14 protein-coding genes are annotated in these 13,859 nt (G+C 66.1%); 10 read left to right on the plus strand and 4 right to left on the minus strand.

The window, feature by feature from the left end; all coding sequences use genetic code 11:
• Positions 1-573: 573 nt before the first annotated feature.
• The 4 genes from HNP51_RS01305 to HNP51_RS01320 all read left to right on the plus strand — a co-directional run bounded on the left by HNP51_RS01305 (position 574) and on the right by HNP51_RS01320 (position 3,129).
• A complete protein-coding gene (locus HNP51_RS01305) occupies positions 574-1,080 on the plus strand; it encodes a LytTR family DNA-binding domain-containing protein (protein ID WP_311769883.1) in 507 nt (168 codons plus the stop codon).
• A 338-nt stretch (positions 1,081-1,418) separates the two neighbouring features.
• Positions 1,419-1,706 (plus strand): autorepressor SdpR family transcription factor, encoded by a 288-nt coding sequence (locus tag HNP51_RS01310; protein WP_184266148.1) that lies wholly within the window; start codon positions 1,419-1,421, stop codon positions 1,704-1,706.
• Positions 1,703-2,110: a hypothetical protein gene (locus HNP51_RS01315; protein WP_184266151.1), complete on the plus strand. Its 408-nt coding sequence runs from the start codon at positions 1,703-1,705 to the stop codon at positions 2,108-2,110. Before HNP51_RS01310 ends, HNP51_RS01315 begins: the two co-directional genes overlap by 4 nt.
• A 125-nt stretch (positions 2,111-2,235) precedes the next feature.
• Positions 2,236-3,129, plus strand: coding sequence for a TraB/GumN family protein (locus HNP51_RS01320; protein ID WP_184266154.1), 894 nt, complete (start codon positions 2,236-2,238; stop codon positions 3,127-3,129).
• Between the two features lie 291 nt (positions 3,130-3,420).
• Here HNP51_RS01320 and HNP51_RS01325 read toward each other — a convergent pair whose 3' ends face one another.
• From HNP51_RS01325 to HNP51_RS01335, 3 genes are all read right to left on the minus strand, one after another.
• On the minus strand, positions 3,421-4,098 hold the full coding sequence (locus HNP51_RS01325) for an SDR family oxidoreductase (RefSeq protein WP_184266157.1): 678 nt from the start codon (positions 4,096-4,098) through the stop codon (positions 3,421-3,423).
• A 163-nt stretch (positions 4,099-4,261) separates the two neighbouring features.
• Complete coding sequence (locus tag HNP51_RS01330; protein ID WP_184266160.1) at positions 4,262-4,999, minus strand: hypothetical protein; 738 nt, start codon at positions 4,997-4,999, stop codon at positions 4,262-4,264.
• A gap of 228 nt (positions 5,000-5,227) precedes the next feature.
• Positions 5,228-5,887 carry a hypothetical protein gene (locus tag HNP51_RS01335; RefSeq protein WP_184266163.1) on the minus strand — a complete coding sequence of 220 codons (660 nt, stop codon included), beginning with the start codon at positions 5,885-5,887 and terminating at the stop codon, positions 5,228-5,230.
• 244 nt (positions 5,888-6,131) lie between these two features.
• Between HNP51_RS01335 and HNP51_RS01340 the strand changes: the two genes are divergently transcribed.
• Positions 6,132-7,211, plus strand: coding sequence for a hypothetical protein (locus HNP51_RS01340; RefSeq protein WP_184266166.1), 1,080 nt, complete (start codon positions 6,132-6,134; stop codon positions 7,209-7,211).
• Positions 7,208-7,984 carry a type II CAAX endopeptidase family protein gene (locus HNP51_RS01345; protein WP_184266169.1) on the plus strand — a complete coding sequence of 259 codons (777 nt, stop codon included), beginning with the start codon at positions 7,208-7,210 and terminating at the stop codon, positions 7,982-7,984. Before HNP51_RS01340 ends, HNP51_RS01345 begins: the two co-directional genes overlap by 4 nt.
• A 237-nt stretch (positions 7,985-8,221) precedes the next feature.
• On the opposite strand, the gene HNP51_RS01350 is transcribed toward HNP51_RS01345, so the two are convergent.
• Positions 8,222-9,244, minus strand: coding sequence for a L,D-transpeptidase family protein (locus HNP51_RS01350; RefSeq protein ID WP_221415690.1), 1,023 nt, complete (start codon positions 9,242-9,244; stop codon positions 8,222-8,224).
• A gap of 382 nt (positions 9,245-9,626) precedes the next feature.
• Here HNP51_RS01350 and HNP51_RS01355 point away from each other — a divergent pair, with 382 nt between their 5' ends.
• From HNP51_RS01355 to hisB, 4 genes are all read left to right on the plus strand, one after another.
• The gene (locus HNP51_RS01355; protein ID WP_184266172.1) at positions 9,627-9,923 is read left to right on the plus strand and encodes a YerC/YecD family TrpR-related protein; all 297 of its coding nucleotides are present in this window, start codon (positions 9,627-9,629) and stop codon (positions 9,921-9,923) included.
• Positions 9,924-9,932: 9 nt separating this feature from the next.
• Positions 9,933-10,814, plus strand: a complete 882-nt coding sequence (gene hisG / locus HNP51_RS01360; protein ID WP_184266175.1) for an ATP phosphoribosyltransferase — start codon at positions 9,933-9,935, stop codon at positions 10,812-10,814.
• The gene (hisD, locus tag HNP51_RS01365; protein WP_184266178.1) at positions 10,814-12,121 is read left to right on the plus strand and encodes a histidinol dehydrogenase; all 1,308 of its coding nucleotides are present in this window, start codon (positions 10,814-10,816) and stop codon (positions 12,119-12,121) included. The genes hisG and hisD overlap by 1 nt, the downstream gene beginning before the upstream one ends.
• A 166-nt stretch (positions 12,122-12,287) precedes the next feature.
• Positions 12,288-13,721: an imidazoleglycerol-phosphate dehydratase HisB gene (hisB, locus tag HNP51_RS01370; RefSeq protein WP_184266180.1), complete on the plus strand. Its 1,434-nt coding sequence runs from the start codon at positions 12,288-12,290 to the stop codon at positions 13,719-13,721.
• Positions 13,722-13,859 lie beyond the last annotated feature (138 nt).

Below are 13,859 nucleotides of genomic sequence, written 5' to 3' on the forward strand. Positions count from 1 at the left end.
CCCGTCCAAGCGGCGCCAGCGAAGGCCCGTGTTGACGAGCGGCGCCACATCCACCCAACTGCCGTCTTCAAGGCGGTAGAGCCCAACGTGGCAGATCGTGGTCGGGTCGGGTCGTGCATCGACATCGGCGCCCGGCAGCTGGGCGGTTGCGGGAAAGGCGGCCGAGACGAGGAGTAAAGCCAGGGCGGGGGCGAGCCAGGATTGCGACACAGGGTTCTCTCGTATGAAAGTCAGTTCTCGCCGAACGCCATTGCCCGTGGGGCGAGGGCTCGCTAGGCCGGACTTCGCGAACGGCGCCGTGAGTGCGCGAACGGGGCTGCATGAGCCGCAAGGATAAAGCCATCATCGGGACGGGGACCGCGCGACGCTGGGGGATCGACACAATCATGCTCGTCGCCATGGGCGGCCTGCTGGGCTTCCTCGGTCCCTTCGACTCGGACAGCGCCCCGGCCGGAACCCGCTATGCCTATTGGATCCTCTGCATGCTGGGCGGCGGCTTGATCGCAATCGTGGTGGATGAAGGGTTCGGCCGACGCCTGTCCGTCGTGTATCTCGACGCTCGCAACGCCGCTCGTGGCCCTGTTCGTTCTGAGCATTCAGTGCTTCCTTTTCGGCGAGATCTTGCGCTGGCCGGTCTATCTGCAACTGCTCTGGCAGGTATGGCCCATCATGCTCGCGGCCATGACGGTCCGGGCTCTGGTCTGGCGGCGCATGCCCGTGCGGATCGAGGCGCGGACCATTGTCGCCCCGCCGCTGCCCGAGGCCGAGGCGGCGTTCCGGCGACGGCTTTCCGCCAAACGGCGCAACGCACAGCTGATCGCCGTCGAGGCGCACGACCATTATCTGAAGGTCCACACCGACGCTGGCGTGGAACTTGTCGCGCTTCGTTTTTCGGACGCAATGGACGACCTGACGCAGGCGCACGGGTGGCGGGTGCATCGCTCCTGGTGGGTCGCGGCCGATGCGGTCGAGGCGGTGCGCTGGCGGCGCGGCGGCGGCGATCTAAGACTTCTCGGCGGCCTTAGCGCACCGGTCAGCCGGACCTATAGCGCCAAATTGAGAGAGGCCGGCTGGTTCTAACGGCCGCTTCGCGTCTGGTGTGGTCGCCATCGCAAATGCGCCAGAACCGGACATTCACTGAGCGCCGCAAGGACGACTTTCAGCTCCAGCGCTCGGCCATCGTAAGTGCCGCGTCATGCCCTCGTGGTCATGATCATTTGCGACTCATAGCTGCGGGAGCGCAGCAGATAACGACGCCCACCTGACCCTAGCCAATGGTTCAGATCTCCGCTTCCAGGCGGCCGGCTGGTAGCCCGTCGCGGCTTTGAGCCTCATCAGTAGCCCCCTGAGCCGGGCGATGTTCCTGAATCAGAGGTAGGTCTTGACTCTTGTTTAGATGTTTAGCTAAACACAAACTTATGAACTCGGTTTTCAAGGCTCTGTCCGATCCGACGCGGCGCAAGGTGCTCGAGCTTTTGCGCGAGCGGCCGATGACCGCGGGCGAACTGAGCGCGCAGTTTCCCGTTTCGCGGCCCACCATGTCCGCACACTTCAACGTGCTCAAGGAAGCGGACCTGGTCGACGCCGAACGGCGCGGCACGACCGTTACCTACCGTCTCAAATTGACGGTGCTGGAAGACGCGCTTCTGGGCTTTGCCCAAGTGTTCGGCTTCAAGCTCCCGTCGTCGAAGGAGGATCAGAAATGACGTTCAACCGCACCGCCGCGTCCGTTACCGGCGCGACCGTCCTGATCAGCCTCGCCGCACTCGGCAAGCTGGGGGCGCATCTTGAGGTGATCGACGCGGACATGGCGTCACGGCTGATCCAGATAGCGATCGGCGTGACCCTGGTCGTCTTTGCAAACGGAGCACCTAAGCAGATCGGCCGGCCACGTGCCTCGTTTGAGGCTGAAGGCCGGGCTCAGGCGGCTCGCCGCATCGCGGGCTGGTCCCTCACGATTGCCGGGCTGATCTACGCGGGGGTCTGGGTCTTTGCGCCCGTCGCCCTCGCGGCCCCTGTCTCGATAGCGGTCGTAGCGACCGGCCTGACCGTCACCGTTCTCTGCGCCTGGAACGCGTGCCGATCGCGAAGCGCCGACCTCGCAGGCTGACAGCCGTCTTTACCGGACGCAGGCACCTGCCCGTCCGCCGCTGAACCGACATCTTCAAGTTTCGGCCTGTCCGTCCGGCGTCTCACCGCGACGACGCCTCATCATGCCTTTTTCCGGAGCCTCTAATGTCCCCCACCTCAGTTCGCCAAACGTTGCGCGCGGCTCTGCCTGCGGTTGTCGGCGGCCTCGTCCTGCTTTTCAGCGGAGCGGCTTTTGCCGAACCCGCGATCTGGGCGGTGCGCGACCGGGATTCCACTGTCTTTCTGTTCGGCACGATCCACGTGATGAAGCCTGGAACTGAATGGCGCTCGCGTCGCTTCGACGACGCCTTCAAGGGCGCGGACCAACTGATCCTCGAAGTCGATAACCCGGAGGATCAGGCGGCAGTTCTGCCGCTGATACGAGAGCATGGCCTCTCACCGGACCGACCGCTTTCCGTTCTCCTGTCCGCTGAGGACCTGGCCCGCCTCGACGCTGCGGCGCAGTCCCTGGGGCTCAGGGCGGCGCAACTCGATCCCATGCGTCCCTGGCTGGCTTCGCTCTCTCTCGCCGCCGCGCCGCTTCGTCGGGCCGGCTATGATCCCGCCTCGGGCATTGATCCGGTTCTCAGAGCCGACGCCCTGGCGGCGGGGATGACGATCGCAGGTCTGGAGACGTTGGACCAGCAGGTCCGCCTGCTGGCCGGATTCCCCGAGGAAGGACAGTTGGCTTATCTGCTGCGGTCGCTGGACGATTTTGACGACGGAGCGGCCCAACTTGAACGTCTGGTCGAGGCGTGGCTTGCCGGTGATGTCGTCGCGATTGAACAGATCGGCTTGCGCCCAATGCGTGAGGTCGGGGAGCGGGTTTATCAGGCGCTGCTGGTCGAGCGGAACCGGGCATGGGTCGATCGCATCTCGTTGATTCTGGACGACACGGGAACAGCCTTCATCGCCGTGGGCGCCCTTCACCTCGCCGGCGAGGATAGCGTCCAGAGAATGCTGGAAGACCGGGGTCTGACGGTCGAGCGCGTCCAATAGCGCTCGCGGACATCGGACTGGACGCAGAGACAACCTATTGGCTCGCGACCAGAAATGCGGCGCCCGTCTCTGCAGCTTATGGTGACGTGCCAAGCCTGCCGCTGACCTCACCTTTGTTGTCTCCATGAGGCAACTTAGGGCGGGTGTGCGCCATGAGCGGTCATGCATTGATCGTCGGAAACCTGACATTCACCGGCGGCTTGACCACCACACGCCCTCCCCTTCAGACCCCTCACCAACCCTCGTCCAGGTTGGGTCTCGAAATCTGAAAGGATGCAAAAGAGAACTAGGCTATTCAGCGTAGATCATCTTGCGCGTCATTCCGCCGTCGAGAGTCAGGACCTGGCCTGTGACGAAGCTGGCTCCGGCCAGATAGACAACGGCGCCCGCGACGTCTTCCGGGCGGCCGACCCGGCCGACCGGATGCTGCGTGTGATCGATCGACCGGAGATCCTGGTCGTCAGAGATCCAGCCCGGCGCGATAGCGTTGACGCGCACCTTTGGCCCCAGGCTGATGGCCATGGCGTGCGTCAGAGCGACCAGGGCCCCCTTGGAGGCGGCGTAGGCCTCGGTGTTCGGCTCGGACATGTAGGCCCTTGTCGAAACCATATTGATGATGACGCCCTCGTCGCCGAACATCGGAATGGCTGACCGGCTCATCAGGAAGGTCCCGGTCAGGTGGCTGTCGGTGACCTCGCGCCATTCGGCCAACGACAGCTCGGACATCGGGCCACGATCCGGCCGGGCGACGCCCGCATTGTTCACCAACAGATCCAGCCCGTCCCACCCCAGTTCAGCAAAAGCGGCCTGGACCGAAGCCTCGTCGCCCACGTCGCAGATCACGGACCGGGTTTGATCCGGCCCCGGTTTCAGGTCGAAGGCGACGACGGTCCAGCCGTCATCGATCAGGGCTCGGCAAATTCCCCGACCGATCAGGCCCGCGGCTCCCGTGACGATGGCTCTCTTCATGCAGACCTCAAGCGGGAGAGAGCCATCAGGTTCCTGTGATCCGCTCTGCGCGATTGCAAGGCACACGAGATGCTTCGGAATCGCGACATCCACAATGCGCGTCGGCAGTGCAACGCCTTGGTCAGGAGGTCACGTTTCCTAGACTCAGATAAAGCCTTGTCTCTCAGGTGGCAGGCTCAAGATAGAGCACTTCGCCAGACCCGCTGACGCGGCAGATCGACCGGTAGCTGCCGGTCGCCATGGTAAGGGAGTATTCGTTGCGGCCCAGCTCGCGCATGCTGATCGGCACGCTCGAACCCGGCGGGCGGCTCATGTAGCTGTCGGCGCGACGCGAACAGGCTTCCTGAGCGGCGTCCGGCACGCCGCGGACCCAGCGGCTGTTCGAATGGCGGCGGTTGGTGGATTCCGCTTCTCCCGCCAGATAGCCTTCGTGGTATCCCTCGGTTTCATGGCGATCATCATAGGGCGAACCGTAAAGGGCCGCCTGATAGCCGCGCTGATACTCGCGGTCGTGATTGTCGTCGCCGTCGTTGTGATGATTGTTGTGCGCCGCCAGGGCCGCCGCCAGACCCACGAGCGCAACCCCGGCCACGATCGCACCGGTATTGGACGACGAGGAACGCCCGCCGCATTCATCGCGCCCGGCCTGGTTGATCGACTCGTAGCGCCCGTTGCGGGTCATGATCGACACGCAGTCGTCGCCGCGCCGCCAGTAGGTCATGCGACCGTCGCCTACGACCTCGCTGCGATCGGTCGCCTGGTAACCGCGTCGCTGCAACTCGCCCTCGGATTGGCCCGCGCGCGCGCCGACCAGATCGCTTAATCGCGACGGCGTTTGCGCCAGAACAGGCGTCGCCGCCAATGTGAAAGCCAAGGCAACCTTGATCAGGCGAGACGTCATGGCGGTCCTCGTTCCAGGCGGCCGCCGATCAAGGTCGATGACCGCCGTTTAAAATATCAGCGATTCAGACTGACACAGAAAAGGGCGTAGTGCGACGCTCGGTTCCCCGATCCTGACACCATTATGGCTGAATTTACGCTGGGGATTTCGCGCCCCCGCAGGAGTCTCCGCCGCACGCCCATCACGCCCCCTCATGCCGAACAGGGTCAGCCAGCGGCCGGTAGCCCGTCAAACATAGGCGATCGGAATGACGACCAGCAGCATATAGATGATGGCCCGGAGCGTGGCCCAGACCGCGATGGCAGCCGCCTTGATCCGAGGGATGTTGAGCTTCCTTGAGAACCAGGTCGACTGAACCGCCAGGAACCAGAGCACCCCGCCGCAAATGATGGTCGCACCCACGGCGTTGCTCAGTTCAGGACGCCGCAGGAAGACATCCCCGACCGCGACGAAGGCGGCGCAGAAGGCGGCAAGATAGCACTGGGCGTAAAACGGAGGCCTCAGGGTCTGACGGCTGAGTTTCTTCCCCTGGCGGCGCACAAGGCTGGACGCCGCGATCAGGGGGATCAGGCTGAACAGCAGGGTGCGGAACAGCGTCAAATTCTGCTGCGTCGCGGTGATCGTCTGCAACATCGCCGTGGTCGCGTCCGGCGGCGCGATGTGCGCCGCCGCCGAGATCAGGTTCGACAGAAGGATGGTCACCATCAGCAGCAAGGGCGGGCTCAGGGCGTCGTCGTAGCGATGATCGGTGTCTTCGGTCTGCTCCCGGTCGGAATACTCCATCGTCTTCAGCGGGTGCAGCATGATACGCCCCAGCGTCAGCGGATAGAAGATCAGCCAACTGGCCGCTTCGAAGATGAAATCCTCGAAGCTTTTCAAAAGCTTCATGAAGTCCAAGATCGCCTCGCCTGTCGCCGCTCGATGGTCTCGAGCGGCCACAGTTGCAGAGCCTGAACCGTTGCACAATCGCAAGCCCGCCGACAAAGGCGAGTCCCTGCAAAGCGATCCGGGGGCGGTTGACGCTGATCCCCAGTTGGGCGCTACTGTTCGCCGAACGGGTGCAGCTCATCCTTGAACGGCAAGCCGTGGCATCACCTACGCAGATCGGCTGGCGGCGTTCAGGAGAGCAGGGATGAAGGGTTCGACCGAGGTCTGGCTGATCAGACTATCTGCGATCCTGTGGTTCCTGCTCCTGGTCGGGATGCTGCTGAGCCTGCCGATCCTGTTCGATGTGGGCGGGTGGGCGGTGCTGGGCCTGGCGGTTCTTGCAGGGGTTTTGGCCCTTCCTGTCGCCTGGAGTCTGCGACGACTGTTTTCTCGACAGCGGAGCCAGCCGTGGCGGGCCTCTCTGTTGAAGACGGCGCTGGCGACCTTCGCCCTGCTGTCGATCCTGGCGGCGGCGCCGATCTATTTTCTGGCCTTCAATGCAGCGCTGCGCCCCGTGACCGTGCCCTTGGCCACCCTGTCGAACGGCAAGAAGACCGTGGTCTTCCAGGGCATGATGCACATCGGCACGGAGAGCTTCTACAAGGGCGTGGTCTATGATCTGGAACGGGCCCTGACCGAGGGCTATGTCCTGTTCTATGAAGGCGTACAGCCGGATCCGAGCGCTGACGCCTGGTTCAGTCAGACCCTGGCGGGCGGCGGCGATCTGTCCGCCAACTACACCGCCCTGGGCAAGGCCTGCGGCCTCGACTTCCAACTGAACTATTTCACCCTGCTGGACGTGGACAAGGCGGCGCACCCCGAACGGCATGTGACGGCCGACGTCACGACCGCCGACATGAAGCGCGAGTACGAACGTCTTGTCCGCACGGACCCCGCGTTCGCCGCCTACGCCCGCTCGGCGGAGGTGAAGAAGGACGAGGCGACGGGCTCCAATATAGCCAAGGCCCTGGCATGGCTGGACCGCGCCACGCCGGGCCAGCAGGTTCTCATTGGAACGGCGTGCCGTGGCGTCCTCAACATCGTCACCGTCAACGACGACGAAAGCGATCCGATCAACAAGGTCGTGCTCGACTATCGCAATCGCGAACTGGCGGCGCGGATCGCTCAGAGCCCCGCGAACAAGATCTATGTTACCTATGGCGCCGGCCACCTGCCCGGATTGTTGCGCGACCTGAAGGCCCTTGATCCTGCCTGGGAGATCAAGTCCCTCAAATGGGAGCGGACCATCGATTCCCCTGAGACCCTGAGCGGACGGCTGAAATGAACACGGCGGCTTCTACGGGCGACCACGCCGGGCGGCGAGGGGCCGCCAAGCGCGACTTCCCCTATTACGCGGGCGATCCGGTCGAGATCAGCGGGCGCGGCTGGCTGGTCATCATGCTCGCCCTGGGGGTCGCCTTCGCTCAGTTGGAACTGCTGCCGCTGAAGACCTTACCCCTCAACTTCATTCCGGCCCTGCTGTTCACCGGCCTGCCGCTTCTGGCGCTGATGGCGGTGACGGGTTGGCGCGCGCCCGCTGTCTTTCGGCCGATGGGATTCAAGGGGCTGTTCACCGGACTTGGTTTTGCGCTGCTGACCATCGTCAGCTCGATGATCGTCGGCCTGCTGATGACACGCGTCATGGAACTGGCGCCGAACAACTCAGTGGCTGACCTCGCGACGGCAGGCACGGCCGAGCTTCTCCTCTTCCTGCCGCGCACCTTCATCCAACTGATCGGCGAGGAACTGATCACCATCCTGCCGCTGCTGGCCGTGCTGTGGCTCTGCGTCTCCCGGTTTGGGCTCTCGCGGCGACGAGCGCTCGTGATCGCCGTGATCGCGTCCACCCTTCTGTTCGCAGCCCTGCACCTGCCGACCTACGGCTGGAACGTGGTGCAGTGCCTCGGGACCATCGGGACGGCCCGCCTTGTTCTGACGCTGGCCTATGTCCTAACCCGCAATCTCTGGGTTTCCGTGACCGCGCACGTGGCCAATGACTGGTCGCTGTTCCTTATGTCCTTCGCCGGCGGGCATCTGCCGATCGGCACAGACACATAATCCGGCGCCGCGTGGGATCAGCGCCTGTGGTCGCCCACCTAGTCCTCGCGCGCAGACCAAGTCGCGGACATCCAATGGCGCGCTTTGATCTGCGAATGCCAGCGGCGAGAGCAAGGCCAGGCTGAAAACAATGGATGAAGATTGCATCCGACTGCCGCCGCGGCGAACGCGCCAACCACCCTGGACGTCAGCGCGGGTTGCTGAAGATAACGGCGGCATGGATCCGCGCCGCCTTTTCTACGGGGCCACGGTCGGTTCATCGAGGGCGTCCATGACCGTCAGGGCGCGGCCGACCGATCCCGCCCCGATCGGCGCCGGGGTGATCACGACTGTGTCGCCCGGCTTCAGGCTATCGCGAACCTGAACATAGAAGGGGTGCGGCGCGCGCAGGCGGCCGAGCATGGCCGCACTGAGCTCTGCGCCCGCCTCGGCCTCTCGCCCAGGCAAGCCCGCATAGAGCCAACGCTGGGCGCCGTCTGCGCTCGCCGAGAGGGTCAGGACGTGCACTTCTCCATCATAATCGTCCAGGGCGATGGCGCTGCGGCCGATCTCTATGCCGTTGCGCAGAACCACAGCGATCTGATCAACCTTGGAGACGATGACTGTCGTCGGCCCGTCCGCGGCCTGCTCCGGGGTCCAGCGCCACGGGACGTTGAGCGGCAGCGGCTCGACCGGTCGTCCGCCCGCCGCGAACGGCGCGACGACCCCGGCCGGAACCGCACCCACATGTCGCGCCGCGTCGCCCGCGATCACGACCGTCACGCTGAAGTCGGTCGCGCCGTAGAGCAGTCGGGCGAATTGCAGCGGCAGGTGCACGCAACCATGGCTTTCAGGAAAGCCTGGCAACCCGCCAGCATGCAGCGCCACGCCGTCCCAGGTCAGGCGCTCCATGTAGAACATCGGCGCGTTGTTATAGGTCGTCGAATGGTGCCGGGCGTCTTTCTGCAGGATCGTGAAGACGCCCGTAGGTGTTTCGTGTCCAGGCTTTCCTGACGAAATGGTGCTTACCCCGATCCGTACGCCGTTGCGATACACTGTAGCGCGCTGGTCGGACAGGTTCACATAGATCAGGACAGGCCCGGAGGGAGCGATCTCCGGCGCCCAGACCCACTCTCCCGGTTGAAGACTGCCAGCGGCCCGCGCGAGATCGACGGCCGAGCTGGCGGACCGTCCCTGCGACAAGGCGGGCTCAGCGGCGAGAGCGGCCAGAAGCATCGCCAGGACGGTTGTCCGCATTGCGCGACGACTGTACTTCGACATGCTCAATCTGATCCTATGGGCTTCGCCGCGCTGATCTGTCTCAACAGAGCCAGCGGTAAAATGCATGCGCATTGCTTCACAATAGACGCAGGCCACTTTGCCACAAGCTAAAGTAGATAGTCGCCAACTGCGGCCTCCGACGATGGTTCTCATCAATTCATATGCGCAGATTGGGCCAGCCTCGAAGCGGACGCTTCGAACCGCCGCAACGGGTCAGCCATTCGCAGCCTGGCATCTCGGCGGTGGCTGAGCTCGGATGCACCTTTCTCGAGTTGGCCTTCAACCGATCAGGCTGCGCAGAGCTTAGCTTGGAATGAGCAGATTTTAGGTGGTTACGACAGTTTGCCGCGACAGCGCTTGACCGTTTCATTGTTACAGCATAATGGAACACGCCATGAGCACCGACGCCGCCAAGACCGCCCTGCTGGACGCCCTGCTTTCGCTGCAGACGCGGGCCGAGGCCGACGCCTTTCTGTCCGATCTGTGCACCCCCGCCGAACTGCGCGCCTTCGCCGAGCGGTGGCAGGTGGCGCGGCTGCTGGACGGGGGGGACAAGACCTATCGCGAGATCGCGGTGGAGGCCTCGGCCAGCCCGACCACCGTGGTGCGCGTCGCGCGTTCCCTGAAGGACATGCCGCACCAGGGCTATCGCCTGGTGCTGGACAGACTGAAAGCCTGAGTTGAGATCATGAGCACCGTGCAAGGGCGGCTTCGCATCGCCGTCCAGAAATCCGGCCGTCTGGCCGAACGCAGCCTCGACCTGGTCCGCGACGCGGGCCTGCGGGTGGTCAAGGGCAACAACGACCTGCTGTACCGGATCGAAAACTATCCGATCGACCTGCTGCGGGTGCGCGACGACGACATCCCGACCTTCGTGGCGGACGGGGTCTGCGACCTCGGCATCGTCGGCGAGAACGTGCTGGAAGAGGTCCGGAACGGCGGCCCGAACGCCGAGGTGGTCATGCCCCTGGGCTTTGGCCGCTGCACGCTGAAGATCGCCGTGCCGCCGACGTTGGACTACGCCGGTCCGTCGTCGCTGGAGGGGCTGCGCATCGCCACCTCCTATCCCAAGATCCTGCGCCGGTTTCTGGATGAGAACGGCGTCGGCGCCGACATCGTCACCATGCGCGGCGCGGTCGAGGTGGCCCCGCGGCTGAAGCTGGCCTCGGCCATCTGTGATCTGGTCTCGACCGGCGCGACGCTGGAGGCCAACGGCCTGATGGCCAAGGAGACCGTGCTGGACAGCCAGGCGGTGCTGATCAAGGCGCCGACCGCGCCCGAGGCGGGCTTGCAACACCTGCTGGACAGCATCATCGAGCGGATGGCCGGCGTGGTGTCCTCGCAAGGGGCCAAGTACGTCATGCTGAACGCGCCGCGCTCGGCGCTGGATCAGATCACCGCCATCCTGCCCGGCGCCGGCTCGCCGACCGTCATGCCCCTGTCGGGCCGCGACGACGCCGTGGCCGTCCACGCCGTCTGTCAGGAAGCCGTCTTCTGGGAGACGCTGGAGAAGCTGAAGGCGGCGGGGGCCTCGGCCATCCTGGTCCTGCCGATCGAGAAGATGATGTGATGAAGCGGATCGACTGGAACAAGCTGGACGCAGGCGAGCGTCAGGCGGCTTTGGCCCGCCCGCAGCAACGCACCGAGGGTTTCGTCACCGGCGTGGTACGCGAGATCTTCGACGACGTGCAGGCGCGCGGCGGTCAGGCCGTGACCGACTGGGCGATCAAGCTGGATGGCGCCGCGCCGCGCCGGGTGGCCATCACCGAGAAGGCCGCCGCTGAAGCCCGCGCCGACCTTCCGCCCGCCGCCGCCCGCGCCCTGCGCGTCGCCGCCGACAATGTGCGCGTCTTCCACGCGGCGACGCGGCCCGAGGACACCGCCTTCATCGAGACCACGCCGGGCGTGAAGTCCAAGCTGGTCTGGCGGGCCATCGGTTCGGCGGGTCTCTATGTGCCCGGCGGCACGGCGCCTCTGTTTTCATCCCTGCTGATGCTGGCCATTCCGGCGGGCGTGGCCGGGGTCGGGCGGCGCGTCGCCGTGACGCCGCCGTCGAAGGACGGCTCGGTTCACCCGGCCATGATCGTCGCCGCCGCAGAAGCGGGGCTGGACGAGCTGTGGCTGCTGGGCGGCGCCCAGGCGATCGCGGCCCTGACCTTCGGCGCTGAACTGGACGAGGGCGTCATCGCCCCGGTCGACAAGCTGTTCGGCCCCGGCAACGCCTATGTGGCCGAGGCCAAGCGTTATGCGTCCAGCCTGCCGAACGGCCCGGCGCAGGACATGCCGGCGGGCCCGTCGGAACTGCTGGTCATCGCCGACCGCGACGCCGATTTCGAGATCGTCGCCGCCGACCTGCTCAGTCAGGCCGAGCACGACGCCGACGCCCAGGTTCTTCTCGTCTCCGACAGCGGCACCGCTCTGACCGAGATCGTCGCCGAGGTGGAGCGTCAGGTGGAGACCCTGCCCCGCGCGGCCATCGCCCGCGCCTCGCTGGAGCAGGCCCGCGCCATCCGCGTGGCCGACATGGCCGAGGCCTGTGCGGTCGCCAACCTCTATGGTCCCGAGCACCTGTCGATCCAGGCCGAGGAGGCCGAACGGCTGGTGGACCGGATCACCGCCGCCGGAGCCGTCTTCGTCGGCCAGTGGGCGGCCGAGACGCTGGGCGACTACGCCGCTGGCCCCAGCCACGTCCTGCCCACCGACGGCGGGGCGCGGACGCTGGGCGGCATCACGACCGCCAGCTTCATGACCACCATGTCGGTGCAGATGGTGACGCAAGCCGGCGCCGCCGCCCTGGCCCCCGTCGCCGCCCGTCTGGCGCGGCTGGAGGGGCTGGAGGCCCACGCGCGGGCGGCGGATCTGAGGACGGAAGGATGAGCAAGAATCTCTTCCTTCTCCCCTCCTGGGAGAAGGTGGCCTGCGGGGCAGGCCGGATGAGGGGGACGTTGGCTTCACCCTCGTCATCAACCGTCCTGCCTGCTGAACCCTCCCCCTCATCCGAGCGCCTCCGGCGCCCATCTTCTCCCACGAGGGGAGAAGGGTCATGAGTTTGCCCGCCCCCTATCCGCCGCTGGTGTCCGGCGGCGAAGGTCTGGACCGCTATCCGGCCGAGCCGACGGCGCTCGCCGCGCGACTGGCCGACCTCTATGGCGTCGCCGCCGATCAGGTGCTGCCGGTGCGCGGCCTGACGCACGGGCTGGAGCTGGTCTGGCGTCTGGCCGCGCGCGAGGGACAGGCGGTGCAGGCGCCGGAGGCTGAGCCCTATCGGGGTCTGGCGGCGCTCTACGCCCGCCCGGCTGAAGGCGCCGAGATCACCGCCGTCGTCATCCGCGCCCTGGGCTCGCCCGAAGCCGTGGCCGAAATGGCCAAGCGCGTCGCTCCGGCCCTGCTGGTGGTGGACGAGGGTCTGGCGGAGTTCGCCGAGACGCCATCCGCCGCGACGGTCGTGAAGGACCACGCTAACCTGATCGTGCTGCGCAGCCTGTCGCTGGCCTATGGCCTGGCCGGGGCGAGGGTCGGGGCGGCGGTGGCGCAAGGCCAGACGCTGGCGCGGCTGGCGAGCGTGCTGGAGCCCTACGCCCTGCCCGAGGTCTCGGTGCGGCTGGCGCTGCAGGCCCTGGACCCGTCGCGGATGATCGAGACCGCCGAACGCATCGACGGCGTGCGCCGCGAGCGCGCGCGCGTCGCCGAGGCCCTGTCGCGGCTGATGCCGCTGGAGGCCGGCGTCGGGCCGGTGATCATCGCCCGGCCGTCTGATCCGGCGGCCGTGGTCGAGAGCCTTCGCCGGTTCGGCCTGACCGCCGATGAGGCCGGGGATCGCGTGCGCCTGCCGGTGTCGCTGAAGCTCGAGGTCAACGACCGGCTGCTGGTCGCCCTCGGCGCCGCCGACGCCAAGGTCCGCCGCACTCGCGTCGGACAGGCCGTGCGCGATACGAAGGAGACGCGCATCGTCTGCGCCGTCGATCTGGACAGCGCCGGGCCGGTGACGATCCACACGGGCGTCGGCTTCTTCGACCACATGATCGAACAGGTGGCGGCGCACGGCGGGTTTTCGATCCGACTGTCGTGCGAGGGCGACCTGCACACCGACCCGCACCACACCATCGAGGACAGCGCGATTGCCCTGGGGCAGGCGCTGAAACAGGCGCTGGGCGAACGGAAGGGCATTCAACGCTATGGCTTCGTCCTGCCGATGGACGAGGCCAATGCCGCGGTCTCCATCGACCTGTCGGGGCGGCCCTATCCGGTGTTCGAGGGGACGTTTGCCACCCCCTTCATCGGCGACTACCGCACCGACCTGACGGCCCACGTCATCCGGTCCTTGGCCGAGAACCTGGGCGCGGCCATCCACGTCACGGTCACCGGCGACGACGACCACCACAAGACCGAGGCCGTGTTCAAGGCCCTGGGTCGGGCGCTGCGCCAGGCCATCCGCGTCGAGGGCGATGTCGTGCCGAGCACCAAGGGGGTGTTGTGATGAGTCACGCATTCTCAATCCTCCCCTGCGGAGCGGGGGAGGGGGACCGCGCAGCGGTGGAGGGGGCGAATCCCACACGCTGCGTCCAGATTTCGCCCCCTCCACCATGCTGCGCATGGTCCCCCTCCCCCGTCGCTG

The sequence above is a fragment of the Brevundimonas bullata genome (assembly GCF_014207965.1).
Classification (GTDB): Bacteria; Pseudomonadota; Alphaproteobacteria; order Caulobacterales; family Caulobacteraceae; genus Brevundimonas; species Brevundimonas bullata_A.

Coding starts and splice junctions, on each gene's coding strand:
- HNP51_RS01310 (WP_184266148.1), top strand. CDS start 1,419: ATGAACTCGGTTTTCAAGGCTCTGTCCGATCCGACGCGGCGCAAGGTG.
- HNP51_RS01315 (WP_184266151.1), top strand. CDS start 1,703: ATGACGTTCAACCGCACCGCCGCGTCCGTTACCGGCGCGACCGTCCTG.
- HNP51_RS01320 (WP_184266154.1), top strand. CDS start 2,236: ATGTCCCCCACCTCAGTTCGCCAAACGTTGCGCGCGGCTCTGCCTGCG.
- HNP51_RS01325 (WP_184266157.1), bottom strand. CDS start 4,098: ATGAAGAGAGCCATCGTCACGGGAGCCGCGGGCCTGATCGGTCGGGGA.
- HNP51_RS01330 (WP_184266160.1), bottom strand. CDS start 4,999: ATGACGTCTCGCCTGATCAAGGTTGCCTTGGCTTTCACATTGGCGGCG.
- HNP51_RS01335 (WP_184266163.1), bottom strand. CDS start 5,887: ATGAAGCTTTTGAAAAGCTTCGAGGATTTCATCTTCGAAGCGGCCAGT.
- HNP51_RS01340 (WP_184266166.1), top strand. CDS start 6,132: ATGAAGGGTTCGACCGAGGTCTGGCTGATCAGACTATCTGCGATCCTG.
- HNP51_RS01345 (WP_184266169.1), top strand. CDS start 7,208: ATGAACACGGCGGCTTCTACGGGCGACCACGCCGGGCGGCGAGGGGCC.
- HNP51_RS01350 (WP_221415690.1), bottom strand. CDS start 9,244: ATGTCGAAGTACAGTCGTCGCGCAATGCGGACAACCGTCCTGGCGATG.
- HNP51_RS01355 (WP_184266172.1), top strand. CDS start 9,627: ATGGAACACGCCATGAGCACCGACGCCGCCAAGACCGCCCTGCTGGAC.
- hisG (WP_184266175.1), top strand. CDS start 9,933: ATGAGCACCGTGCAAGGGCGGCTTCGCATCGCCGTCCAGAAATCCGGC.
- hisD (WP_184266178.1), top strand. CDS start 10,814: ATGAAGCGGATCGACTGGAACAAGCTGGACGCAGGCGAGCGTCAGGCG.
- hisB (WP_184266180.1), top strand. CDS start 12,288: ATGAGTTTGCCCGCCCCCTATCCGCCGCTGGTGTCCGGCGGCGAAGGT.